The 22,769-nt window shown below is 70.5% G+C and carries 23 protein-coding genes, 2 tRNA genes and 1 riboswitch; of the genes, 15 read left to right on the top strand and 10 right to left on the bottom strand.

Going from position 1 to position 22,769, the window contains the following annotated elements; all coding sequences use genetic code 11:
- Positions 1-14 precede the first annotated feature (14 nt).
- From N553_RS24285 to N553_RS0111215, 7 genes are all read left to right on the top strand, one after another.
- Positions 15-686 (top strand): DUF2291 family protein, encoded by a 672-nt coding sequence (locus N553_RS24285; RefSeq protein WP_081844516.1) that lies wholly within the window; start codon positions 15-17, stop codon positions 684-686.
- A complete protein-coding gene (locus tag N553_RS22310) occupies positions 683-2,278 on the top strand; it encodes a sugar ABC transporter ATP-binding protein (RefSeq protein ID WP_081844515.1) in 1,596 nt (531 codons plus the stop codon). The genes N553_RS24285 and N553_RS22310 overlap by 4 nt, the downstream gene beginning before the upstream one ends.
- Position 2,279: 1 nt before the next feature.
- The gene (locus N553_RS0111235) at positions 2,280-3,395 is read left to right on the top strand and encodes an ABC transporter permease (RefSeq protein WP_028046598.1); all 1,116 of its coding nucleotides are present in this window, start codon (positions 2,280-2,282) and stop codon (positions 3,393-3,395) included.
- A gap of 33 nt (positions 3,396-3,428) precedes the next feature.
- Positions 3,429-4,439 carry a D-ribose ABC transporter substrate-binding protein gene (locus tag N553_RS0111230; RefSeq protein ID WP_028046597.1) on the top strand — a complete coding sequence of 337 codons (1,011 nt, stop codon included), beginning with the start codon at positions 3,429-3,431 and terminating at the stop codon, positions 4,437-4,439.
- A 118-nt stretch (positions 4,440-4,557) separates the two neighbouring features.
- The gene (locus N553_RS0111225; protein WP_028046596.1) at positions 4,558-5,553 is read left to right on the top strand and encodes a sugar phosphate isomerase/epimerase; all 996 of its coding nucleotides are present in this window, start codon (positions 4,558-4,560) and stop codon (positions 5,551-5,553) included.
- Positions 5,550-6,467 (top strand): transketolase, encoded by a 918-nt coding sequence (locus N553_RS0111220; protein WP_028046595.1) that lies wholly within the window; start codon positions 5,550-5,552, stop codon positions 6,465-6,467. Before N553_RS0111225 ends, N553_RS0111220 begins: the two co-directional genes overlap by 4 nt.
- Positions 6,464-7,420, top strand: a complete 957-nt coding sequence (locus N553_RS0111215) for a transketolase family protein (protein WP_028046594.1) — start codon at positions 6,464-6,466, stop codon at positions 7,418-7,420. The genes N553_RS0111220 and N553_RS0111215 overlap by 4 nt, the downstream gene beginning before the upstream one ends.
- 277 nt (positions 7,421-7,697) lie before the next feature.
- On the opposite strand, the gene N553_RS0111210 is transcribed toward N553_RS0111215, so the two are convergent.
- Positions 7,698-7,773: transfer RNA gene (locus N553_RS0111210), tRNA-Asn, on the bottom strand.
- 56 nt (positions 7,774-7,829) lie between these two features.
- Complete coding sequence (locus tag N553_RS0111205; RefSeq protein WP_051640155.1) at positions 7,830-8,345, bottom strand: hypothetical protein; 516 nt, start codon at positions 8,343-8,345, stop codon at positions 7,830-7,832.
- 150 nt (positions 8,346-8,495) lie between these two features.
- Between N553_RS0111205 and N553_RS0111200 the strand changes: the two genes are divergently transcribed.
- From N553_RS0111200 to N553_RS0111180, 5 genes are all read left to right on the top strand, one after another.
- The gene (locus tag N553_RS0111200; protein WP_028046592.1) at positions 8,496-8,927 is read left to right on the top strand and encodes a hypothetical protein; all 432 of its coding nucleotides are present in this window, start codon (positions 8,496-8,498) and stop codon (positions 8,925-8,927) included.
- Positions 8,928-8,930: 3 nt separating this feature from the next.
- The gene (locus tag N553_RS0111195; RefSeq protein WP_051640082.1) at positions 8,931-10,421 is read left to right on the top strand and encodes a multicopper oxidase family protein; all 1,491 of its coding nucleotides are present in this window, start codon (positions 8,931-8,933) and stop codon (positions 10,419-10,421) included.
- A 22-nt stretch (positions 10,422-10,443) separates the two neighbouring features.
- Positions 10,444-10,517 (top strand) — tRNA-Ile (locus N553_RS0111190).
- A 147-nt stretch (positions 10,518-10,664) separates the two neighbouring features.
- Positions 10,665-11,471 (top strand): DUF1206 domain-containing protein, encoded by an 807-nt coding sequence (locus N553_RS0111185; RefSeq protein ID WP_028046590.1) that lies wholly within the window; start codon positions 10,665-10,667, stop codon positions 11,469-11,471.
- 430 nt (positions 11,472-11,901) lie between these two features.
- Positions 11,902-11,976: riboswitch (cyclic di-GMP riboswitch) on the top strand.
- Positions 11,977-11,992: 16 nt separating this feature from the next.
- Positions 11,993-12,208: a BldC family transcriptional regulator gene (locus N553_RS0111180; RefSeq protein ID WP_028046589.1), complete on the top strand. Its 216-nt coding sequence runs from the start codon at positions 11,993-11,995 to the stop codon at positions 12,206-12,208.
- A gap of 75 nt (positions 12,209-12,283) precedes the next feature.
- On the opposite strand, the gene N553_RS0111175 is transcribed toward N553_RS0111180, so the two are convergent.
- Genes N553_RS0111175 through N553_RS22305 form a run of 3 tightly spaced genes read right to left on the bottom strand, consistent with a single transcriptional unit; the run spans position 12,284 to position 15,540 of the window.
- Positions 12,284-12,826 (bottom strand): TetR/AcrR family transcriptional regulator, encoded by a 543-nt coding sequence (locus N553_RS0111175; protein ID WP_028046588.1) that lies wholly within the window; start codon positions 12,824-12,826, stop codon positions 12,284-12,286.
- A gap of 28 nt (positions 12,827-12,854) precedes the next feature.
- The gene (locus N553_RS0111170; RefSeq protein WP_028046587.1) at positions 12,855-14,819 is read right to left on the bottom strand and encodes a YhgE/Pip family protein; all 1,965 of its coding nucleotides are present in this window, start codon (positions 14,817-14,819) and stop codon (positions 12,855-12,857) included.
- A 10-nt stretch (positions 14,820-14,829) separates the two neighbouring features.
- On the bottom strand, positions 14,830-15,540 hold the full coding sequence (locus tag N553_RS22305) for an ATP-binding cassette domain-containing protein (RefSeq protein WP_051640081.1): 711 nt from the start codon (positions 15,538-15,540) through the stop codon (positions 14,830-14,832).
- A 137-nt stretch (positions 15,541-15,677) separates the two neighbouring features.
- On the opposite strand from N553_RS22305, the gene def reads away from it, so the two are divergent.
- On the top strand, positions 15,678-16,166 hold the full coding sequence (def, locus tag N553_RS0111160) for a peptide deformylase (RefSeq protein ID WP_028046586.1): 489 nt from the start codon (positions 15,678-15,680) through the stop codon (positions 16,164-16,166).
- 167 nt (positions 16,167-16,333) lie between these two features.
- Positions 16,334-16,834, top strand: a complete 501-nt coding sequence (locus tag N553_RS0111155; RefSeq protein ID WP_028046585.1) for a DUF3145 domain-containing protein — start codon at positions 16,334-16,336, stop codon at positions 16,832-16,834.
- 61 nt (positions 16,835-16,895) lie between these two features.
- On the opposite strand, the gene N553_RS0111150 is transcribed toward N553_RS0111155, so the two are convergent.
- The 5 genes from N553_RS0111150 to N553_RS0111130 form a co-directional block, all read right to left on the bottom strand.
- Entirely contained in the window at positions 16,896-18,158 is a 1,263-nt protein-coding gene (locus tag N553_RS0111150) for a beta-ketoacyl synthase (RefSeq protein WP_028046584.1), read from the bottom strand.
- Positions 18,159-18,251: 93 nt separating this feature from the next.
- Positions 18,252-18,500 (bottom strand): acyl carrier protein, encoded by a 249-nt coding sequence (locus N553_RS0111145; RefSeq protein ID WP_028046583.1) that lies wholly within the window; start codon positions 18,498-18,500, stop codon positions 18,252-18,254.
- Positions 18,501-18,574: 74 nt separating this feature from the next.
- Positions 18,575-19,579: a beta-ketoacyl-ACP synthase III gene (locus tag N553_RS0111140; protein ID WP_028046582.1), complete on the bottom strand. Its 1,005-nt coding sequence runs from the start codon at positions 19,577-19,579 to the stop codon at positions 18,575-18,577.
- Positions 19,576-20,568 (bottom strand): ACP S-malonyltransferase, encoded by a 993-nt coding sequence (locus tag N553_RS0111135; RefSeq protein ID WP_028046581.1) that lies wholly within the window; start codon positions 20,566-20,568, stop codon positions 19,576-19,578. The genes N553_RS0111140 and N553_RS0111135 overlap by 4 nt, the downstream gene beginning before the upstream one ends.
- A 91-nt stretch (positions 20,569-20,659) precedes the next feature.
- Complete coding sequence (locus tag N553_RS0111130) at positions 20,660-21,919, bottom strand: CdaR family transcriptional regulator (RefSeq protein ID WP_028046580.1); 1,260 nt, start codon at positions 21,917-21,919, stop codon at positions 20,660-20,662.
- Positions 21,920-22,032: 113 nt separating this feature from the next.
- Between N553_RS0111130 and N553_RS0111125 the strand changes: the two genes are divergently transcribed.
- Positions 22,033-22,722, top strand: a complete 690-nt coding sequence (locus tag N553_RS0111125) for a hypothetical protein (protein ID WP_028046579.1) — start codon at positions 22,033-22,035, stop codon at positions 22,720-22,722.
- Positions 22,723-22,769: the final 47 nt, after the last annotated feature.

The raw sequence follows: 22,769 nt of genomic DNA, 5'->3' as shown, positions 1-22,769 counted from the left end.
CTCAAAGGAGAGGTATGCCCGAGAATGCAGCCGCACGTCAGGCGCCACCGTGGTGGCGCCGGCGGTCCGTGATCTGGAGCGTGGTGGGCGTCGTCGTGGCCGTCGCGGCGGTCGCGAGCACCACCTTCGTGCCCACCAGCTCGATCGCGAAGCCGGCCGACACCGCAGCGGAGTACGCGGACCTCAACTACGAGAGCGTCGTCGTCCCGACGATCGTCGACGAAGCGCAGCCGCTCGACACCCTCGTCGTCGCCCTCGTGGCGGACGCCGACGCCGCCGGCGAGAAGTACGGCAAGCGCGAGGCGGAGGGCAAGCCATGGGGCTTCGCGACGGACGTCACAGGTGTGGTCGTGGAGGGTGAGTTCGGGGAGGTTGGGCTGCAGGTCGAGGGGATCCCCGAGGGCATCACCGTCGGGGTGGCCGTACCGCCGCTGGGCTCGAACACCGCGCTGCGGGATGCCGGCACGGATCTCGCGTTCGGTGACTTCACCAACCAGACCGAGTTCCAGAAGGTCGCCATCGAGCTGAACAACCGTGCCGTCGCCAGCGTCTACGGCGACCTCGACCCGGCGACGCTCGTCGGCAAGACGGTCAGCGTCACCGGTGCGTTCACCTGGACGTCCACGACCGGTGGCGACATCACCCACGTGACCATCTACCCGGTCAAGGTCGAGGTCCAGCCGTGAGTGCCTCCACGGCCGTGGACACGGACGTCGTGCTGAGGGCGCGAGGAGTCGCCAAGGTCTACGGCGGCACCCACGCGCTGCGCGGGGTGGACTTCGAGGTCCGCCGCGGGCACGTCACCGCGCTGATCGGCGAGAACGGCGCGGGCAAGTCGACGCTGATGAAGATCCTCGCGGGTGTCGAGCAGCCGACTATGGGCACGATCGAGCTCGACGGCGAGATCGTCGCGTTCGAGTCGCCCGCCGATGCCGTGTCGCACGGCGTCGCGATCATCCACCAGGAGCTCAACCTCTGCGGGAACCTGTCGATCTCGGACAACATCTTCGTCGGGCGTGAGCTCAAGAAGGGCATGTTCGTCGACTTCGCCGCACAGCGCGCCGCGACGAGGGCGTTGCTCGAGCACCTCGAGGAGCCGCTCGAACCGACGACGCTCGTCGGTGACCTGCGCCTCGGGCAGCAGCAGCTGGTCGAGATCGCCCGCGCGCTCTCGGAGGAGACACGGGTCCTGATCATGGACGAGCCGACGTCGGCGCTGTCCGCGACCGAGGTCCGCGTGCTCTTCCGGGTGATCCGAGAGCTGACCGCCCGTGGTGTCTCGATCATCTACATCTCGCACCACCTCGACGAGTGCCTCGAGCTCGCCGACACCGCGGTCGTGCTGCGCGACGGGAACGTCGTCGCCCAGGCGCCGATGGCCGACGTGGACCTCAAGTGGATCGTCGCCCAGATGGTCGGCCGCGACGAGAGCGCACTCTTCGCGCCGATGAGCCATGACCCGGGCGAGCCGCTCCTCGAGGTGGACAACCTGATCGTGGCCGATCCTGACGCGCCCGAGCGCCTGGCCGTCCGAGGCGTGACGTTCACGGTGCACGCGGGGGAGGTGGTCGGCGTCTACGGGCTGATGGGCGCCGGTCGCACGGAGCTTCTCGAGTCGTTGGCGGGCCGGAACGCCGCCCTCGGCGGGAGCGTCGTCCTCGGTGACGTCGACCTGACCCACGCGTCGGTCGCCGACCGGATCGACGCGGGCCTCGTGCTCGTTCCGGAGGACCGGCAGCGTGACGGCCTCGTCCAGGCGCTCTCGGTCGGACGCAACGTGGCGCTCGCGGCCGTGAACCGCTTCGTGTCGGGCTCGTTCATCCGGCGCACGGAGGAGCGCGCGGCGGTCGACGGCGTGTCGCAGCAGGTGCGCATCAAGGCCGCCGGCCAGGACGCGCCGATCGGTTCCCTGTCCGGTGGCAACCAGCAGAAGGTCGTCATCGGCCGGGCGCTGCTCACCAGGCCCAGGCTGCTCGTGCTCGACGAGCCGACCCGCGGCATCGACGTCGGCGCCAAGGCCGACATCTTCGCGCTCATGGCGCAGGAGGCCCGCAACGGTATCGGCGTGCTGTTCGCGACGAGCGAGGTCAGCGAGGTGCTGCACGCCTGCGACCGGATCCTCGTGATGGCGCGGGGTCGCATCAGCGCAGAACTCGACCCCCGCACGACCGATCGCGAGCAGCTGATGGCGTACTCCGACGCCAGCCTCCCCGACGACGCGATGGGCGCGACCGCCCGCACCGACACGGACTCCCCGACGACCTCCGAGGACAACTGAGATGGCGACCACGACCACCAAGGACCAGGCTGCGACGCCCTCGGACGTGCAGACCACGAAGCGCGGGATCGGTGAGTTCCTCCTCGACCAGCGGGCGTTCGTGGCGCTGATCGTCCTCGTCATCATCTTCTCGTTGCTGTCGGACGCGTTCCTGACGCCGACGAACCTCATCACGATGACCAAGCACGTGGCCTTCAACGCGATCCTCGCGCTGGGCATGCTGCTCGTGATCATCACGGGTGGGATCGACCTGTCGATCGGCTCCATCGTCGGCCTGTCCGGGGTGGTCGCCGGCGTGATGCTCCAGGGCTGGCAGCTGTCGATCTTCGACACGACGGCCTATCCGGCGGTGTGGGTCGTGATCCTCATCTCGCTCGCGGTCGGCGCCCTGGTCGGGACGGTGAACGGCCTGCTCGTGACCAAGTTCAACGTCGCCCCGTTCATCGCGACGCTAGGCACGCTGTACATAGCCCGGGGAGCAGCACTGCTGATCTCCGACGGCTCGACCTTCCCGCGGCTCCAGGGTGACCCCGCGACGGGCAACACCGGGTTCTCGTTCCTCGGGGTGTCCCGGCCGCTCGGTATCCCGACCGCGATCTGGATCATGGTCGTCTTCGCGCTCGTGATCTGGGTGCTGATCACCCGGACGCCGTTCGGCCGTCACCTCTACGCGACCGGCGGCAACGAGCGCGCCGCGCAGCTGGCGGGCGTGCCCGTCAGGTCGATCAAGATGCGCGTCTACATCATCTCGGGCGTCTGTGCCGCGACCGCGGGCCTGATCATCGCGTCCGAGCTCACGTCGGCTGCACCGCAGACGGGCAACACGTTCGAGCTCAACGCCATCGCTGCGGTGGTCATCGGTGGTGCCTCGCTGGCGGGCGGCCGCGGCACCGTGAAGGGCGCTCTGATCGGCGCCTTCGTCATCGGCTTCCTCTCTGACGGTCTGGTCATGGTGGGCGTCTCCACCTTCTGGCAGACGGTGATCAAGGGCTTGGTCATCGTCCTCGCCGTGATGCTCGACCAGGGTCAGCAGAGGTTGAAGGACGCTCGAGCGGCAGCCGTCGCCGCCCAGAGCGTGAAGCGCGAGCTGGCGGCGGCACGACCCCGCACCCACTGACAGGGCGGGATCCAACTCTCAGGAGGAACTTCGATGCGACGCAAACTCCGCTATGGCGCGGTGCTGATTGCCGCGGTCTCGACAATGGCTCTGGCCGCGTGCTCCGGCTCGTCGAACGACGACACGGCGGGCAGCAGTGCCTCCGCGACGGAAGCCGCTGCCGGCGGCGGTGAGGCGGGCGGCCTCATCGCGGTGATCACCCCGTCCCACGACAACGTCTTCTTCAAGGCCGAGGCGGACGGTGCTGTCGCCAAGGCCGAGGAGCTGGGCTACACGACGCAGTCCGACTCCCACGACGACGACCCGAACAAGCAGAGCCAGCTGATCGACACGGCGATCTCCAACGGCGCCAAGGCGATCATCCTGGACAACGCCGGCGCCGACGTGACGATCGGTGCGGTGCAGAAGGCCACCGACGCGGGGATCCCGGTGTTCCTGATCGACCGCGAGATCAACCAGACGGGCATCGCGAAGGCGCAGATCGTCTCGAACAACGCTCAGGGCGCCGGGCTCGTCGGTGAGTCGTTCGTCAAGGCGATGAACGGCACGGGCAACTACATCGAGCTGACCGGCAAGGCGACGGACACCAACGCCGGCGTCCGGTCCGACGCCTACCACGCGGTCATCGACCAGTACCCGGACATGAAGATGACCACCCAGGAGACGGCGAACTGGGACCAGCAGGAGGCCTTCACCAAGGTGGAGACCTTGCTCCAGAAGGACCCGAACGTCCAGGGCATCATCGCCGGCAACGACACGATGGCACTGGGTGCCGTCGCTGCCGTGGACGCCGCCGGCCTGACCGGAAAGGTCATCATCGCCGGGTTCGACGGCAGCCCCGACGCCGCCGCGGCGATCACGGCGGGGACGATGATCGCGACCGGTCTCCAGCCGGCCGTGGACATCGCGGCCATGGCGGTCGAGCAGGCCGACCAGTTCATCCGCACGGGGAGCACCGGCAAGGACGAGAAGCAGTCCGTCGACTGCACGCTGATCGACAGCTCCAACGTCGCCAAGTACACGTCCTTCGCGCTCAGCAGCTGACGGCACCCGGGGCCGGCCGGGCCGAGGACAGCTCGGCCGGCCCCGCGACCGGACCGTTGTCGCGCCTGCCATGTCGCCGTGGCATCATTGATGCATTAACGATCGGAGTTGAATAGAAATGCCTTCGAAGTCTCCCGAGTTCGGTGCCGGCCTGTGGCACTTCGCCTCGTACGTGGATCGGTACGCAACCGACGGGTACGCACCGCCGGTGAGCACGCTCGAGCAGATCGCCCGGGCGGGGGAGGTCGAGGACCTCTCGGTGGTCGACGTGCCGTACCCCTTCACCGAGGGAGTGTCGGTCGACGACGTCGCGGCCGCGCTGAAGGAGAACGGGCTGCGTGCCATCGGCGTCACGCCCGAGATCTACATGCGCCGGTTCAGCAAGGGCGCGTTCACCAACCCGGACCCCCAGGTGCGCGAGCAGGCGCGCGCGGTCCTCAACGAGGCCGCCGACGTCGTGCGCGTCCTGGGCGCGAAGTACCTCAAGGTGTGGCCCGGGCAGGACGGGTGGGACTACCCGTTCCAGGTCGACCACCACACGCAGTGGGAGCTCGCCGTCGCCGGTATGCGGGAGCTCGCGCTGGCGAACCCGGACATCAAGATCGTCATCGAGTACAAGCCCCGCGAGCCGCGCAACACGATGTTCTGGGACTCGGCCGCCAAGACCATCCTCGGCATCCAGGCCATGGGTGTCGACAACGTCGGCGTGCTGCTCGACTTCGGTCACGCACTGTTCGGCGGCGAGTCACCTGCGGCGGCAGCCCAGCTCCTGATCGACCACGGCCTGCTGTGGGCCATGGACGTGAACGACAACCTGCGCAGCTGGGACGACGACATGGTCGTCGGCACCGTGCACCCCGTCGAGGTGTTCGAGTTCTTCTACACCCTGAAGATCAACGGGTGGGAGGGAGTGTGGCAGCTCGACCAGTTCCCCTTCCGGGAGGACACCGTCGAGGCCGCGAACCTGTCGATCCGCTTCCTCAAGGGGATCCACCGCGCACTGGACGAGCTCGACATCGACGCGCTGCGCGCCGCCCAGGCCCGCCAGGACGCGATGGGCGCCCAGAAGCTGGTGCAGGACGTGCTCTTCTCCTGCCTCCGTACCGACTCATGAGTGTCGAGGAGGACCTGGTTCCTCACCTCGAGCCCCACGCGGTCGCTGCGGAACCGCTGGCCGTGCTGGGCCGCGTTCCGCACGGCGCGGAACGGGAGGCCGTCGTCGCGCACCTCGAGGAAGCGGCCCGGCTCGTACGTCGCCAGGACATCGCGATGGTCCGTGCAGCCGGCCTGGGTCACATCGGCGGCGAGTTCTCGGTGATCGACACCCTCGTCACGCTGTACCTGTACTCGCTGCGGGTCACCCCAGAGACGCTCGACGACGCCGAACGGGACCGGTTCATCCTGTCCAAGGGGCATGCGGCGGCAGCCCTCTACACGACCCTCGCCATCGCCGGGTACCTGCCGTCCGCACAGCTCGCGAGCTTCATGCAGCCGATGTCCCAGCTGAACGGCCACCCCGCACGCACCAAGCTCGCCGCGGTCGAGGCGAGCACCGGACCGCTCGGGCACGGGCTGCCCATCGCCGTCGGCACAGCGATCGCCGGCCGACTGGACGGCTCCGACCGGCGCACGTTCGTCGTGGTCGGTGACGGCGAGCTCCAGGAGGGTTCCAACTGGGAGGCCCTCATGACCGCGGGCAACCACCACCTGGACACGCTGTGCGTGATCGTCGACCGCAACCGTCTCCAGCAGGGAGCGCGGGTGGCGGACACCAACGACCTCGAGCCGCTCGCCGACAAGCTGCGCGCATTCGGCCTGGACGTCGTCGAGGTCGACGGGCACGACCACGGTGCGCTCGCCGACGCCTTCGCCAACGTCCCTGCCGCGTCCGGCAAGCCCACCGCGGTCATCGCCCACACGTTCAAGGGCCACCCGATCTCGTTCATGTCCGACAACGTCGCCTGGCACCACAAGGTCCCGTCCGCGGACCAGGTCACGCAGGCACTGGCTGAGCTGGAGCGGTCATGACGACCTCCATCCTGCACGACTGCCGCGACGCCTTCGTCGCAACCCTGCTCGAGCTTGCCGAGGTGGATCCCCGGATCGTCGCCGTCGTCAACGACTCGGTCGGCTCCAGCAAGCTCGGGCCGTTCGGTAAGCAGTTCGGCGACCGGCTGGTGAACGTCGGGATCGCCGAGCAGGACATGGTCGGCGTCGCCGCGGGCCTGGCCAACGGTGGCAAGATCCCGTTCGTCTCCGCGGCGGCGTGCTTCCTGACGGCCCGCGCGATGGAGCAGATCAAGGTCGACGCGGCGTACTCGAACGCTCACGTCGTCCTGTGCGGGATGAGCCCAGGCATGGCCTACGGAGAGCTCGGCCCGACCCACCACTCCATCGAGGACCTCGCGTGGCTGCGGACCATCCCGGGGCTCACGGTCATCGTGCCGAGCGACCCGGCCGAGACCGCCCAGGCCGTCCGGTGGGCTGCGCAGCACGACGGACCCGTGTTCCTGCGGATCAGTCGCATGGGGGTGCCAGACGTCAACCCCGACGGCTACCGGTTCGTGCCCGGCAAGGCGGTCACCCTGCGCGAGGGCCGCGACGTCACGCTCATCGCCACCGGCACCGTCGTCGGCAGGACGCTGGACGCCGCCGGCCTGCTGGCCACCCGCGGGATCGACGCCCGGGTGCTCTCGATGCCCACGATCAAGCCCCTGGACGACACGGCGGTGCTGGCCGCCGCCCGGGAGACCGCGGGCATCGTCACGGTCGAGGAGGCTCTGACCAGTGGTCTGGGCGGCGCGGTGGCCGAGCTCGTCGTGCGCAACGAGCCCACGCGGATGCGCTTCGTCGGCGTCCCGGACGAGTTCGCCCCGACCGGATCGGTCACGTGGCTGCTCGACCACTTCGGGATCAGCGCGCAAGGCGTCGCGACGGCTGCGGAGGACCTCCTTGCCTCCGCAGCCCGACGATCTGCCTGACTGCGCGCTAGGCGGCGCCCTGCCTCCACGCCGGGACAGGGCGCCGTGCGCTGTCCCGGCGCGCGCACACTGCGTAGGCCGCGAGCGGCAGAGCGAGCGCTGGAGGTTGCGCTCGTGCGGCGGCCCGCGAGCCTGCACGCATCTCGGCGGTTGCTCTCGCTGCCGTGCCGAGGGCTCGATCGAGCGGATCCACGCTGACCGGCGGGACCGGGGCACCTCGGGATGGACGCCTGACAGCACGAAGGCCCCTCGAAAGGGGCCTGACCTGCGGTGACTGTGGCTCCCTCGACTGGACTCGAACCAGTAACCGTCCGATTAACAGTCGGATGCTCTGCCAATTGAGCTACGAGGGATCGTGCGGTGAAAACTCTAGCAGCCGTTCGGGGGCGCCCTGAACAGGGAGGCCAAGTCAGCGGGGGAGTCCTGCGGCGTCGCGCACCTCGTCCTCTGCCTGGTCGATCAGTGTCGCCACGGCAGGATCGGACAGGTCGACGGACGCGTCCCCGAGCACCTGGGTGAACATCTCGTCGTCCTCGCCTCGCCGCAGCGCGACGCGCACACGTTGACCGCCGGGGAGGGTCACGGCGACGGCGTGGACCACCGACTGCTGAACGCGTTCGCGGAAGGTCTGCGCGAACTCGACGGAGCCGGGTCCTTCGGCGAACGTGAGCCTCGTGGTCGGGCCCCACACCCAGCGGAGCGCGAGCGTCCGGGTCGCCGGGTCGAGCGCGCCGTGGTCGACGTCGGACCAGGGGTGTCGGGCGACCGGACCGCTCGGGTCGAGCAGATGCAGCGCCTGCCGGCTGGCGACGACCCAGCTGTCGTCGGTCAGGGCGGTGCTCACCAGGATGGAGTCTCCCGGGCGCAGCTCGAGTCGGGCTCGTTCAGCGTCTGGGAGCCGGCGACGACGGGAGAACAGGGCCACGGCCACACGGTACCCGTGGCGGCGGTGCTCGTCGGACGCGGGCCAGCGCCGGACGGGTGTATCAGGTAGCGCACCGGAGGATCCTGGTCTTGAGCATGGCCGTCCCGACCGTGCACCCCTTGGGCACCGTGTTCGAGAGTGAGACGCGCTATGAAGACTGCGTATCGGGTTCTGGCCTCCCTCGTTGCCGGAGGCGTCTTCCTCCAGGCCGGGCTGATCGCCCTGGCCTGGTTCACCACCCTCCATGACCTCGACGAGGGAGCCGTGCTCGACTCGAGCTACGAGGGCAACTATGCGCACGCCGCGCACGGCACGGTCGGGATGATGGTCATCCCGTTGCTTGCGATCGCCCTGTTGATCGTGTCGTTCTTCGCCAAGTTCGGGGGAGCCGTGCGGTACGCGGCGATCATCCTGGGTCTCGTCGTGCTGCAGGTGGTCCTGGCGTTCGTGTCGTTCGGCGCCCCCGCCGTGGGCGCGCTGCACGGGATGAACGCCCTGGCGATCCTGGGCGTGAGCATCACGGCTGCACAGCGCGTTCCGCGCGAGAAGTCGGTCTCGCCGCCTACCGGCGCCCTCGCCTGAGACGTGACGGAGCGAGAGGCCCTCCGACGCCGGCGCCAGGTGGTCGCCGGCGTGGTGGCCGCGCTCGTCGTCCTCGCGCCGCTCGTGTGGTTCTGGTGGTCCAGCCTCGTCCCGTCGAACGCGTCCGTGATGGACATGGGCTACCAGGACTCGGGCGGGGCGGCCTCGGTGGTGCACGAGCACGGCCGATCTCGCGACGACGGCGGTCGGACTGTGAGCGTCGCCGACCTGACGGGACCGGTCGACGGCTCTCCCGACGTGGACGTCACCCTGACGGTGGACCGTGGCGACGTCGTGCTCGCCGATGGGCGCACCGTGCCCGGGTACACGGTCAACGGCGTGTCGCCGGGCCCGACGATCGAGGCGCAGGTCGGAGATCTGGTGCAGGTGACGTTGGTCAACCGGTCGGTGGTCGACGGCGCGACCTTGCACTGGCACGGCGTGGACGTGCCGAACGCGGAGGACGGTGTCGCCGGCGTGACGCAGGACGCCGTCCCGGAGGGTGGCCGGCACGTGTACCGCTTCGTGGTGCCGGACGCGGGGACCTACTGGTACCACTCGCACCAGGTGTCGCACGCTCAGGTCCGTGGTGGGCTGTTCGGTGCGCTCGTGGTGCGTCCGGCGGACCCTGCGGGGAGCGACGTCGACGTGGTGGCAGCCGCTCACACGTACGGCGCCACCCCCACCGTGAACGGCGACCCGGGCGGTCTGCGGGTGCCGGCAGATCCGGGCACGACCGCACGCGTCCGTGTCGTCAACACCGGATCCGGGGTCCTGCGCGTCTGGGTGCCAGGTGCCGACTACCGCGTGCTGGCGGTCGACGGGCGTGAGGTGCACGAACCTGACGCGGTTCACGACAGGACCGTCGTCGTGGCCGGGGGTGGCCGCGCAGACGTGGAGGTCGCGGTTCCGGACGACGGCTCGGCCGTGCGCGTGCGGCTCGGCTCGCTCTCGGTTCTCGTCGGCGGCGACGACGCGACGGACGGCGCCGATCCGCGAGAGAGGCTCGACCTGCTCTCTTACGGCACGCCGGCCGACGTCGGGTTCGACCCGCGGGCGGCCGACCGCAGCTTCACCTACGCGATCGGCCGTCGGCCCGGGTTCGTCGACGGCCTACCGGGCCTGCAGTGGACCATCAACGGTCACACCTACCCGGACGTCCCCATGTTCGTGGTGCGGGAGGGAGACGTGGTCGCCATGACCATCCGCAACTCGAGCGGTCAGCCGCACCCGATGCACCTGCACGGCCACCATCTGCTCGTCCTGTCGCGGGACGGGCTGCGGTCGACGGGCAGCCCGTGGTGGGTGGACTCGCTGGAGGTCGAGAACGGCCAGACCTACCAGGTGGCGTTCGTCGCCGACAATCCCGGGGTCTGGATGGACCACTGCCACAACCTGCCGCACGCCCAGCAGGGTCTGATCGCACACGTCGCCTACACCGGGGTCGTGGAGCCGTTCCGGCTAGGAGGGGAGACCGGCAACGAGCCCGAGTGACTGGGTAGTGTGTGGCCCCCTAGGGGCAGTAGCTCAGCCGGTCAGAGCAGCGGACTCATAATCCGTGGGTCGTGGGTTCAAGCCCCACCTGCCCCACTTCTCGCACGTGGATCGCGTGGGCAGTCGTGTCACGTCCGTAGGCGGAGACCGGGGTGCCTCGCATCACCGCTCCGGTCGCCGAGGTGTACCGGCGCTGGGATCATCGCCGAAGACGGCCACCGGGGCCGGCACGGAGGTGCATCGATGGCAACGACCAGCGGGACGCGGAACGCGCAACGATCGTGGGAGGTCGCCGCGCGCGCCGGCTATGCCGTCTCCGGTGTGCTCCACGTGCTCATCGGGCTGCTCGCACTTCGGGTCGCGTTGGGCCCGGGGGACTCCGAGGCAGACCAGTCGGGTGCGATGAGCGCGATCGCGGCCACGCCGTTCGGGGGCGTCGTCCTGTGGTTCAGCGTGCTCGCGTTCGTCGCGCTGGGGGTCTGGCAGCTGGCGACCGCGGTCGGCGCGGGGTCGCCTGGGCGGTCGACCGCGACGGCGAGTGGCTCGGAGCGGGCGAAGGCGGCCGCTCGGGCGGTCGTGTACCTCGCGCTCGCCTTCACCGCGCTGACGTTCGCGCGTGGTGGCGGATCGGACAGCTCCGAACAGGCTCAGGATGCGACGGCGACGTTGATGTCGGCGCCGGGTGGGCGGTTCCTCGTCGGCGCGGTCGGCGTCGCGGTCGTGGCGGTGGGCGCATACCACGTGCACAAGGGAGTCACCAAGAAGTTCCTGCGCGACCTTCGCGGCCTGCCGCCGGCGCCCGCGGACAGCGTCGCGCGCCGGTTCGGGGTGGTGGGCTACACGGGCAAGGGCATCGCGCTCGGAGTGGTCGGTGCGCTGTTCGTCGTCGCCGCGGTCACCGAGGACCCGTCGAAGTCGACGGGGTTGGACGGCGCGATGCACACGCTGCGGGACCAGCCGGCGGGGGCTGCGCTCCTCGTGCTCGTCGCACTCGGCCTCGTCGCGTACGGCTTGTACTCCTTCGTGCGGGCGAGATACGGCCGCATCTAGGCGTTTCAACCCCTCGTCGTTACGGCAAACGGGTGAAGTGCGTCACGTGTTGGAGAAGTCTGCCCCGTTGCGCCCGATGTGTCCGAACCCCGATCCGCTAGGGGTGTTCGGCGGCCCTGGACGGGCTCTCGGACCACCTCTACCCGGACGGCGCGCAACGAATCGGGCGGCTGGCCGATTGCTTCAACGATCAACATTTCTCCAGGTCAGAGGGCATACGACCCATCCGGCCCCGGCGCGCGAGGGGTGGTCGGCCTTCGACCGGGGCGCGTTCGGATGGCCCGTACGCGTGCACCCACGGCCGGGCTCCGGGCGCTCCGAACCACGTCCCGCGTCCGGAATCGGAGGGTTTGAATCGCCCGTTTGCGTGCGAAACGGGCTCGAGCCCTTGTTGCACACGTGTCCAGAACCGGGCATAGTTCTCTTCGTCAGCGACAAACGGCAAACCCGCTGCAAGGCGGGGACGCAAAGCCACGGGGCCCATGAGGCCAGCCGAGCTACCGAACGACAGGAGCACCATCATGGCTGTGAACACCATCGAGTCCCCCCTCTCGCAGGGCGCCCTCCTCACCCCCGGTGAGGTCGCGGTTCTCTTCCGCGTCGACCCCAAGACGGTCACGCGCTGGGCCCAGGCCGGCAAGCTTTCCGCGGTTCGTACCCTCGGCGGTCACCGCCGCTTCCACGAGTCCGAGGTTCGCTCGCTGCTGACGGGTGTCCCCACGCAGCGTGGCGAGTGACCGACCCACACTGACGTCCTCCGGGACGACGAAAGAAGCCCGCCGGAAACGGCGGGCTTCTTGCATTTCCGAGGGTCAGCCGACGGTGGCGAGGACTGCTTCGCGCACCTCGGCGAGCGTGCGGTGCGGTTGGAACACGAGCCACTCGAGGCCGGCGAGCAGGGTGGCGCCGAAGAGTGCCGCCGCGACGAGGAGCGCGTTGCGCTCCGGCCACGTGTCTGTCACGACGTCCGCGAAGGTGCCGACGGACTCGTCGCGCAGGTGACGGATCGAGTCCTGCCAGCTCCGACCGGTCCGGAACGACTCGGCGGCCATCAGCTTGGCGAAGTCGGGGTGCGCCTGGATCTGCGTGAGCAGCTCGGTCACGAGCGCCTCGAGCGCGTCGCGGCCGACGAGTCCCTGGGATGCGGACCTCAGGCCGTCCGTGAGACGGCCGACACCCTCGCTGATGATCGACTCGAAGAGTCCGGCCTTGGAGCCGAAGTTGTAGAAGATGCTGCCCTTCGCGACGCCGGCGGCCGCGGCGATGTCCTCCACCGACGTGGCTGCGAAGCCGCGCTCGGCGACCAGTCCGAGCGCCGCGTCGACGATCTGTCGTCGTGTGTCCCCTGCGCGCATGCCGCAGCCTCTCAGATCGTCCGGTCGCTCAGATGGCCAACGACGGGTGAAGGCGCGCGACGGTCCAGGTCCGCATCCGGCCGGCCTTCCAGGCGGTGACCAGCAACGACGCCACCAGCACCGTGACGAGGTAGCCGATCGCGATCCACAGCCGAGCGTCCGGTGCTCCCGTGACGAGGTCGCGCAGACCCTGGACCGCGTAGGTCATCGGCAGCAGCGGGTGCACGACCTGGAAGAAGGCAGGCGTCGTCTGCACGGGGTACGTGCCGCTCGCCGACGTGATCTGGAGCATGAGGAGTGCGATCATCGCGACCTTGCCCGTGGCAGGGCCGAGGACCGCGATGAGCATCTGCTGGAGCGCCAGGAACGTCGCGGTGACGAGCACCAGGAACGCGATCGTGCCCACCGGGTGCCCGACGCTCAACCCGAGCCCGAAGGTCACCACGCCCAGCAGGAACGCAACCTGACCCGCGCCGATGGCGACGGCGGGCAGGTAGCCGGCGATCGCGACGCGCCAGCCGGACGCAGGGGTGGACAGGGCGCGTGCGGGCAGCGGGCGCAGCAGGAGCCAGATGATGATCCCGCCGACGAAGAGCGCCATGGGCAGGAACATCGGTGCGAAGCCCTCGCCCAGGCTGTGCGCGACGGCCAGGTCGGTCGTCTCGAGCGTCACGGGGTTGGCGATCGTGGTTGCGCGGGCGGTCCGCTGGTCCGCGGAGTCGTCAGGGATCTTCGTGGCTCCAGCAGACAGCCCGTCCGAGAGCTGCTGCGCACCGTCGCGCATCTGCGCGGTGCCGGATGCCACCTGAGCCGCACCGTCGGCGAGGGCCGTCGTGCCCGTGGCCAGTGACGCCGCTCCGTCGGCAGCCTCCGACGTGCCCTGCGCCACCTCGGCCGTTCCGTCGGCGAGCGTGTCCGCTCCGGTGGAGAGCGTCTGTGCACCGTCCGCCAGGGTCCCGAGCCCGTCCCGCAGCGCCGAGGCGCCGGTCGCGACCTGCGCCGCACCGGTGTCGAGCTGGTGCAGCTGCGTCGACATGCCGACGGGGTCGGACGCGCCGAGGCCCGCCAGCAGGGCAGCCGCGTCCGGGTCCCCGGCAGCGGCGCGCGCCGTGAGGTAGGCGCCCACGTGGTTCAGTCCCGACGCGAGCCCGTCGATCGCGCCGACCGTCGTGTGCACGCCGTCCGCCACTCGCTGGGCCCCGTCCGCGAGCGTGGCGCTCGACGAGCCGGCCGTCTCGGCGCCCGTCGCGAGGTCTCCGGCACCGTCAGCCAGGGCCGAGCTTCCCTCGGCGACCCGGGTCGCGCCGTCCCGCAGGGTGGCCGTGCCGCTCGCCAGTGCTGCTGACCCATCTCGTGCCTGGACGGCGCCGTCGGCCACCTGGGTCGCGCCGTCGCCCAGCTGGGTCGCGGCGTCACGCAGCGACAGGGCACCGTCGGAGGCCTCCACCAGACCGGCCCGGGCCGAACCCAGCCCGACGAGGACCTCGTCGACCGCTTCCTGGCCTGCGGTCGCGGCGACCGCGTCCCTCACCTGCGTCATGGCGGAGCGCCCGAGGGTGGTGCCGATGAAGGAGTTCGCGTCGTTGTAGGTGACGTCGATCTGCGCGCTGGTGGGGGTGTCACCGCCTGCGGACACGAGCGAGCTCGAGAAGTCGTCGGGGATGGTGACCGCGAAGTAGTAGTCGCCGTCCCGCACTCCCGCGGCAGCGTCGGCAGGATCGGTCACCTGCCAGTCGAGCGCGTTCCCGTCCGTCAGCTCGTCGGTCAGGTCCGAGCCCGCGGTCAGCCGGGTGCCGTCGGCTCGGGTAGCCCCCGTGTCCGAGTTGACCAGCGCGACGGGCAGTCGGTCGAGGTGCGACGTCGGGCTCCAGAACGCCCAGAGGTACAGCGCCCCGTACAGGAGGGGGACGAGAAGCATCGCAGCGACGGCCAGCCGGGGGAGACGTCCGCGGCGGAAGCGGCGGAGCTCGGAGCCCGAGGTCAGGGAGAGCATGGGTTGTCCTTCAGGCGGAGAGGTCGAGAACGGTGTGCGGGGCGGGTGCGGGCGCGGCGCTCGCGGCGATGACGGTGAGCCCGTCGTGCGTGAGCGCGTCGAGGCGGTCCCAGACGAGGGCGCGACGGGCGGGGTCGTGCACCTGGTCCAGGTCGTCGACGACGAGCAGGCTCGGGTGCTGCGCCATGGCGAGCGCGATCCGCAGCAGGAGGGCCTCCACCTCGTCGAGGTGCCACACGACGGTCTGCGCCGAGGGGATGGGCAGGTCGCCGAACACCGGTGCCAGGACCGCGTCGACGACGGACTGGTCGGGCCGAGGCTGCCGTCGGTACCACGGCGACAACCACCCGAGCCGCTCGCGCACGTGCTGCCCCACCGTCACGGAGTCGTCGAGCTCGTCGATGCCGGCGAAGCCTGCCACCGCCGCCTGGCGCTGCACGGCCGTGCGGTCGCGGGGGAGCACATACCCGAGCACCACCAGCTGCGAGGACCTGTCGGGGACCATGCGGCCGGCCAGGGTCAGCAGCAGGCTCGTCCGACCTGATCCCTGGGGGCCGTGCAGCACCGCGAGGCCCCCCTCGGCGACGTCGAGGTCCAGTGGGCCGTAGATCGTTCCGCGGTCGCCGGTCAGCTCGAGCCCGCGCGCCTCGGCGGCGAGCGGGGCGGCGGTCGGCTCGGTGTCGTCGTCCTCGACGGCGAGCGGTGCGGCGATGGTCGGCATGAGGTCTCCTTAAACTGACCGGTCAGTACAAAGGTACGCCCGCCCACCGCGCATGTCCCGGTCGTGGCCTGTCGTCCTGGTCACACCCCCAGTGGACCGGCACCTCGGTCTGCCGTCCGTCATGAAAGGATCAGGGCATGGCCATGCGAGAGATCCGGACCGTCGGAGACCCCGTCCTTCGCACACCTTGCGACCCGATCACGACGATCGACGACCGTGTGCGCGGGCTCGTCGAGGACCTCGTCGAGACCGTGGACACCGACGGGCGTGCCGGCCTGGCGGCCAACCAGATCGGCGTCGGTCTGCGGGCCTTCTCCTGGAACATCGACGACGAGGTGGGCTACGTGCTCAACCCGAAGATCGTCGAGCTCTCCGAGGAGGAGTACCAGGACGGCGACGAGGGCTGCCTGTCGGTCCCCGGCCTCTGGTACCCCACGCGGCGGGCCTGGTACGCGCGCGTGGTGGGGACCGACCTGGACGGCAACGAGGTCGTCGTCGAGGGTACCGAGCTGATGGCCCGCTGCCTGCAGCACGAGGTGGACCACCTCGACGGGATGCTCTACCTGGACCGCCTCGAGCGATCGGTGCGCAAGAAGGCCATGCGCTCCATCCGCGACCAGCTCTGAGGCACGGGCAGTCGGAGCGTAGGCCGAGGCTCTCTGCGCGCCACGCTGGCGCTCGGGCGAGCAGTCGTGCATGCTGTCTCCAGCATGCCGCGAAGCTGTGCGTACCTGCTGGACAGCACTGAGGTCGTTGGGGAAGACGAACCTCGAAGCCCGTTCAGGAGGATGACATGGCAGGTGCAATCACCCGCGGTGTACTTTTCGTGCACTCTGCACCCCGCGCGCTGTGCCCTCACATCGAGTGGGCGGCAGGCAACGTGCTGGGCGGACGCGCGTCGTTCGACTGGACGTCGCAGCCCGCCGGGCCGGACTTCTACCGTGCCGAGCACTCGTGGCAGGGAGCCCAGGGCACAGGGGCACGTCTGGCGTCTGCTCTGCGCGGCTGGGCTCACCTGCGCTACGAGATCACCGAGGAAGCGAGTCACGGTGTCGACGGCTCCCGGTGGAGCCACACGCCGGAGCTCGGCATCTTCCACGCCGCCACCGACGTGCACGGCAACATCGTCGTACCCGAGGACCGCATCCGCGCCGCCCTCGAGCACGCAGCCGACCCGGTCCGGCTGCGCACCGAGCTTGACCTCGCGCTGGGCCAGGCCTGGGACGACGAGCTCGAGCCGTTCCGCTACGCCGGCGCAGGCGCCCCTGTGCGGTGGCTCCACCGAGTCGGCTGAGCGCGCACGTCCGGGCCGGTCGCCCGGCCCGGACGTCTGAGCGAGTGCGCTGGCCCGGTCGTCAGACCGACGCGACGACGAGGGCCACGTTGTGGCCACCGAAGCCGAAGGAGTTGTTCACGGCCCCGATCTGACCGTCCCGCAGAGCGCGGGGCTTGTCGCGGACCAGGTCCAGGACGAGCTCGGGGTCCGGGTTCTCGACGTTGATCGTGGGCGGAGCCTGCCGCTCGTGGAGCGCGAGCACGGTGAAGATCGTCTCCAGCGCACCGGCGCCACCCAGGAGGTGACCGGTCATCGACTTGGTGGCCGAGAGCGCGACGTGGTCGGCCTCGTCGCCCAGCAGACCGCGGATCGAGCGTGCCTCGATGAGGTCGCCGACAACAGTCGACGTCGCGTGCGCGTTGACGTGCACGATGTCGGCCCGGGCGATCCCGGACTCGTCCAGCGCCGCCTGCATGGCGCGGACCTGGCCCGCGCCCGACGGCTCGGGGGAGGTGATGTGGTAGCCGTCGGCAGAGAGCCCCACCCCCGCGATGCGGGCGTAGACCCGGGCGCCGCGTGCGGCCGCGTGCTCGGCGCTCTCGAGGACGACGATGCCCGCGCCCTCGCCGATCACGAAGCCGTCCCGGTCGACGTCGTAGGGGCGTGACGCGCCCTCGGGGTCGTCGTTGCGCAGCGACAGCGTGCGGGAGGCGGCGAACGCAGCGACCGGCATCGGGTGGATCGTCGCCTCCGTGCCGCCGGCGATGACCACGTCCGCGCGCCCGGTGCGGATCATCTCGACCGCGTAGCCGATCGCCTCAGCGCCCGACGCGCAGGCCGAGACCAGCGCGTGCGCGCCTGCCCGGGCTCCGAACTCGAGCGAGACGTAGGCCGTCGGGGAGTTCGGCATGAGCATGGGGACCGTCATCGGCAGGACGCGGCGTGCGCCCCCGTCCGGGTTGGTGAGCAGCTTCTCCCAGGCGTCGAGGATCGTCTGCAGCCCGCCGATGCCGGACGAGACGACCGATCCGAGCCGGTCACCGTCGACCTCGGGCGACCCGGCGTCAGCCCAGGCCTCACGGGCCGCGATGATCGCGTACTGCGCCGACGGGTCCATCTTCTTCTGCTCGGGGCGGGTCAGGACCTCCCCGGGATCGACCTTGATGGTCGCGGCGAACTCGACGGGGATGCCGAACGTCCCCGCGCGCTCGAACCAGGCGTCGTCGAAGCGTCGCGCACCGGACTCGCCGTTCAGAGCGGCGGCCCAGGTGCTGGTGACGTCTCCACCCAACGGGGTGGTCGCGCCCAGTCCTGTGACGACGACATCAGGTACGTGGCTCATCGGTGCTCCAGGTCGGATCTTGGGGGCTCTTCAGGTGTGGAACGCCCGGGCGGGCACATGAGGCCCGCCCGGGCGGACCGGGGCAAGACAGGCTCAGGCCTGCGCACCCGCGATGAAGGTGACGGCGTCGCCGACGGTCGCGAGGTTCTTGACCTCGTCGTCCGGGATGGTGACCTCGAACTTCTCCTCGGCAAGCGTGACGATCGTCATCATCGACAGGGAGTCGATGTCGAGGTCGTCGGTGAAGGACTTCTCGGGCAGGACGGAGTCCGTCGGAAGGCCGGTCTCCTCGCTGACGATCTCGGCCAGGCCGGCCAGGATCTCCTGCTCGCTGTACGCCATCGGTGTCTCCTCGTGTCAGTGGTGCTGTGTGGGGTCGGACGAACGGTACAGCGGGGGCCGTACCGCAAGCGGTGTCAGGGCAGGACCACGACCTGTGCGGCGTACACGAGACCGGCGCCGAAGCCGATCTGCAGGGCGAGCGCGCCGCTGGACACCTGGCCCTCGCGAAGCAGGCGCTCGGTGGCCAGGGGGATCGATGCCGCGGACGTGTTGCCGGTGTCGGCGATGTCCCGGCCGACGACGACGGACTCGGGAAGCTTGAGCGTCTTGATCATCTGGTCGATGATCCGCATGTTCGCCTGGTGCGGGATGAACGCCTCGATCTGGTCGGCGGTCACCCCGGCGGCGTCCATCGCCTTCTGCGCGACCGGTGCCATCTGCCAGACCGCCCACTTGAAGACGCTCTGGCCCTCCTGGCGCAGCGTGGGCCAGCCGAGGCCCTCGTCGCGCGTGGCGAGCCACGAGTGCGTCTGCCGGATCGCCTGGGCCTGGCTGCCGTCGGAACCCCAGATGGTCGGGCCGATGCCGGGCGTGTCCGACGCGCCGATGACGACCGCACCGGCGCCGTCGCCCAGCAGGAACGAGATGCTGCGGTCGGTCGGGTCGATGAAGTCGCTCATCTTCTCCGCGCCGATGACCAGCACGTTCCGAGCGGTGCCGGCGCGGACCAGCGCGTCGGCCTGACCGATGCCGTAGCAGTACCCGGCGCAGGCGGCGGAGATGTCGAACGCTGCGGCCGGGGACGCGCCGATGCGGTCAGCGATGATCGCCGCGCCCGCGGGTGTCTGGTGGAAGTACGTGACGGTCGACAGGATCACCACGTCGATGTCCGCGGCGGTGAGGCCTGCGTCCTTGATCGCGAGGTTGGCCGCTTCCTCGGCAAGGTCGATCACGTCGGTGCCCTCAGACGCACGCCGACGGGTCACGATCCCGGTCCGCTGCTGGATCCACTCGTCGGATGAGTCGATCGGGCCGGCGATGTCGTCGTTGGTGACGACGTTCTCGCCGCGAACGGCGCCCAGGCCCAGGATGCGGGTGTGCGCCGGTCCGGTGGCCTGCGTGAGGGTGGGACGGGTCACGACGGGTTCTCCAGGCTGCTTGCGGGGATGGTGTTCGCGGGGGTTCCAGCGTGCCGACGGATCAGGTCGCGTGCGGCATCAAGGTCAGCGGGGGTCTTCACGGCGACGGTCTCGACCCCGGGCAGCGTACGCCGCGCCAGACCGGTGAGCACGCCGCCCGGCGCGACCTCGAGCAGGCCCGTGATGCCGTGCCGCTGGAGCGTTGCCTGGCAGAGGTCCCAGCGGACCGGGTTCGCGACCTGCGCGACGATCAGCGCCAGCGCTTCGGCACCCGAGGTCGCGAAGGATCCGTCGGAGTTGGTGAGCAGCGGCACCAGCGGGTCGACGGGCGACACGTCGGCGGCCGCGGCCCGCAGCTCCGCGACCGCTGGGGCCATGTGCTCGGTGTGGAACGCGCCGGCCACCTGCAGCGTGATCACGCGTGCCTTGGCCGGGGGAGCGGCTGCGAACGCAGCCAGGGCGTCCAGCGTGCCGGCTGCCACGACCTGCCCGCCCCCGTTGACGTTCGCGGGTACGAGCCCGTGCTGAGCGAGCAGCGCGAGGACCTCGTCGGCGTCTCCGCCGAGCACGGCGCTCATGCCGGTGGGCGTCACCGCAGCGGCGCGCGCCATGGCTGCACCCCGCACCGCGACCAGTCGCAGGGCCTCGTCGTCCGTGAGCACGCCTGCGATGGCCGCCGCAGCCAGCTCTCCCACGGAGTGGCCCGCGGTCGCGCCGAGCAGCGGCTCTGCGACCGGACCGAGCGCTGAGTCGGCGGCGATGTCGAGAACCGCGCGCAGACTGGCCAGCGCTGATGCGACGAGCAACGGCTGGGCGACGGCCGTGTCTCGGATCGTGTCGGCGTCGGACGTGCTGCCGTGGCCGACCAGGTCGAGCCCTGACGTCTCGGACGCCCTCCCGATCGACTCGACGACGGACGGCAGCTCGAGCCACGGGGCGAGCATGCCGGGGGACTGGGCGCCCTGACCCGGGCAGACGACGACGAGCACGTGCTCACTCTTCCTTCCTGACGCCGCCCAACCTGGTCACGGCGTGCACCAACCTTCTCCGACGCCCTTGTGCGTCTCCTACAAAAGACCCCTACGACGGAACGCTCGCGGCGTCGAGCCTCCCGAGCGCGAGCGCGGTCTGCAGGACGTACGACTCGCGGGCGTCCAACGGGTCCCAGCCGGTCACGTCGGAGACGCGGCGCAGACGGTAGCGAACCGTGTTCGGGTGCACGTACAGCGTCCGAGCCGCAGCCTCGAGCGACCGCCCGGTGCCGAGGTACGCCGACAGTGTCTCGAGCAGCGATCCCTGGCTGGCCGCCAAGGGCGCGTACGCCTGGGCGACGAGCGTCCTGCGGGCCGTCTCGTCGCCGATGAGCACGCGTTCGGGCAGCAGCTCGTCGGCCTGCACCGGTCGCGGTGCCTGCTCCCACGCGGGTGCCGCGAGGAGCCCGGAGAGCGCCGCGCGGGCGGACCGGGCCGAGTCGCTGAGGTCACCGACGACCGGTCCGATCACCACGGGGCCCGGGCCGAACCGGTGGAGCAGGGTCGCTGCGGCGGCACGGAGGTCGCCCTCGCCGCCGAGGAAGACGACAAGGCGGTCGCCCTGGATGCCGACGAGCGCGTCGTCGGCCGTTCGGCGGGTCGCCCGGCGCAGCTCGGCGGCCCGCACGTCATCGAGCGCGGACGTCGTCGTGCCCACCATGACCAGCGTCGATCCTCGTCCGCTCCATCCGAGGGCCGCGATGCGGGACCTGAGAGCGTCGTCTGCGTCGCCCCGGACGAGAGCGTCGACCACGAGCGCCTCGAGCCGCGCATCCCATGCGCCACGCATCTCCGCGGCGCGGGCGTAGACCTCGGCGGCCGAGAACGCCACCTCGCGCGAGTAGCGCAGGACGGCTTCGCGGACCTCTCGCTCGTCGCCCGGGGCTGCGAGGCGGTCGCTGTTCATCTCGACGACGTCGACCACCACGCGTACGAGCTGGAGCGTGTGCTGCAGCGAGATCGACCGGGTGAGCTCGGGTGGTGCGGTGGCGAAGATGTCCCCGACACCGTGCGGGGGACGGGTCGGCTCGGCGAACCAGGTGACGAACGCGGTGATCCCGGCCTGGGCGATCAGACCCACCCAGGAGCGGTCCTCGGCCGGCAGCTGGCGGTACCACTCCAGGTCCTCGTCGAGCCGTCGCATCGCTGCCGCGGAGAGCAGCCCCGCGCCTTCGCGTACGCGCCGCTGCGTCTCTGGCCCTCCGCGGGCCTCCAGAGCAGGAGTCCGAACTCGTGCCGGCGGGGTGCGTCGGGGACGGGACGGGGGTGCTGGAGGCGGGGTGGCCTGCCCGTCGAGGGTGCTGGACATGGGGCGAGCATAGGGTCCCGATTGTGGGAAGTCGACAAACGCCGAGGTGTGCTCGACCGTGTCGGAGCCGCGTCGAGCCGGTGCGGTTCGTCCCATACGGATAAGGTCGCTGCATGGCACTCCTGCCCCGTCTGCGTCAGCTCATGCGACGGCCGTCCTCGGCGTCGCGGGTTGGTGCACGCCGTCCGACGACCGCAGCGCGCCGTGGGGACACGCTCCACGAGGACGCCCTTCGGTCGATGCTCAGCGACGACCCGAACAACGAGCGAGCGTTCGTCGCCCTCGCCGAGATCGTTCGTCGCCGGGCTGCGGACTCCACGGTGGCCGACGAGGACCCGCTGGCCGCGCCCCCCGACGAGAGCGAACGTCAGCACGCCGCGGACCTCGCGGTCTGGGCTCTCGGGGAGGAGCTCGCCGGGAACCCACGGGCCTGGTACCCGCTCATCGAGGTCGCGCGCCTGTCGGTCAGCGACGACCACGAGGGAACGCTGCGCCGGCTCACCACGGCGGCCGAGCGGGACCCGTCCGGCAAGGCGCTCGTCGAGGCTCTTGCACTGCTGCGCGGCGCAGGGATGCCCGTCGACGCGATCGGGCTCGGCGTGGGCCACTGGCGCCCGCGCGAGCACGACCCCGAGGTCGCACGCCAGCTCGTGCTCGCTTCCATCGAGGCCGGGCGACCGCTCGAGGCCAAGCAGCACATCGCCGCCCTGGACCTGTATCCCGATCAGGCGGCAGTCGCAGAGCTCAGGGGCGAGCTGGGCCGGGAGCTCGCGCACGCCGAGCAGAACATCCCCGGGACCTGAGTCCGACCGCACGACGAAGGCCCGGGCGAACGTTCGCCCGGGCCTTC

This window comes from Cellulomonas sp. URHE0023 (assembly GCF_000688475.1).
Classification (GTDB): Bacteria; Actinomycetota; Actinomycetes; order Actinomycetales; family Cellulomonadaceae; genus Cellulomonas.
This window is presented reverse-complemented; position numbering and strand designations above follow the sequence as displayed.

Excerpts from the sequence above, each read along its gene's own strand:
- N553_RS0111230 (WP_028046597.1), top strand. The coding sequence starts at position 3,429 with ATGCGACGCAAACTCCGCTATGGCGCGGTGCTGATTGCCGCGGTCTCG.
- N553_RS0111200 (WP_028046592.1), top strand. The coding sequence starts at position 8,496 with ATGAAGACTGCGTATCGGGTTCTGGCCTCCCTCGTTGCCGGAGGCGTC.
- N553_RS0111145 (WP_028046583.1), bottom strand. The coding sequence starts at position 18,500 with ATGGCGTACAGCGAGCAGGAGATCCTGGCCGGCCTGGCCGAGATCGTC.
- N553_RS0111125 (WP_028046579.1), top strand. The coding sequence starts at position 22,033 with ATGGCACTCCTGCCCCGTCTGCGTCAGCTCATGCGACGGCCGTCCTCG.
- N553_RS0111155 (WP_028046585.1), top strand. The coding sequence starts at position 16,334 with ATGGCAGGTGCAATCACCCGCGGTGTACTTTTCGTGCACTCTGCACCC.
- N553_RS22305 (WP_051640081.1), bottom strand. The coding sequence starts at position 15,540 with ATGCCGACCATCGCCGCACCGCTCGCCGTCGAGGACGACGACACCGAG.
- N553_RS24285 (WP_081844516.1), top strand. The coding sequence starts at position 15 with ATGCCCGAGAATGCAGCCGCACGTCAGGCGCCACCGTGGTGGCGCCGG.
- N553_RS0111180 (WP_028046589.1), top strand. The coding sequence starts at position 11,993 with ATGGCTGTGAACACCATCGAGTCCCCCCTCTCGCAGGGCGCCCTCCTC.
- N553_RS0111170 (WP_028046587.1), bottom strand. The coding sequence starts at position 14,819 with ATGCTCTCCCTGACCTCGGGCTCCGAGCTCCGCCGCTTCCGCCGCGGA.
- N553_RS0111215 (WP_028046594.1), top strand. The coding sequence starts at position 6,464 with ATGACGACCTCCATCCTGCACGACTGCCGCGACGCCTTCGTCGCAACC.
- def (WP_028046586.1), top strand. The coding sequence starts at position 15,678 with ATGGCCATGCGAGAGATCCGGACCGTCGGAGACCCCGTCCTTCGCACA.
- N553_RS0111225 (WP_028046596.1), top strand. The coding sequence starts at position 4,558 with ATGCCTTCGAAGTCTCCCGAGTTCGGTGCCGGCCTGTGGCACTTCGCC.
- N553_RS0111220 (WP_028046595.1), top strand. The coding sequence starts at position 5,550 with ATGAGTGTCGAGGAGGACCTGGTTCCTCACCTCGAGCCCCACGCGGTC.
- N553_RS0111175 (WP_028046588.1), bottom strand. The coding sequence starts at position 12,826 with ATGCGCGCAGGGGACACACGACGACAGATCGTCGACGCGGCGCTCGGA.
- N553_RS0111185 (WP_028046590.1), top strand. The coding sequence starts at position 10,665 with ATGGCAACGACCAGCGGGACGCGGAACGCGCAACGATCGTGGGAGGTC.
- N553_RS0111130 (WP_028046580.1), bottom strand. The coding sequence starts at position 21,919 with ATGTCCAGCACCCTCGACGGGCAGGCCACCCCGCCTCCAGCACCCCCG.
- N553_RS0111150 (WP_028046584.1), bottom strand. The coding sequence starts at position 18,158 with ATGAGCCACGTACCTGATGTCGTCGTCACAGGACTGGGCGCGACCACC.
- N553_RS0111235 (WP_028046598.1), top strand. The coding sequence starts at position 2,280 with ATGGCGACCACGACCACCAAGGACCAGGCTGCGACGCCCTCGGACGTG.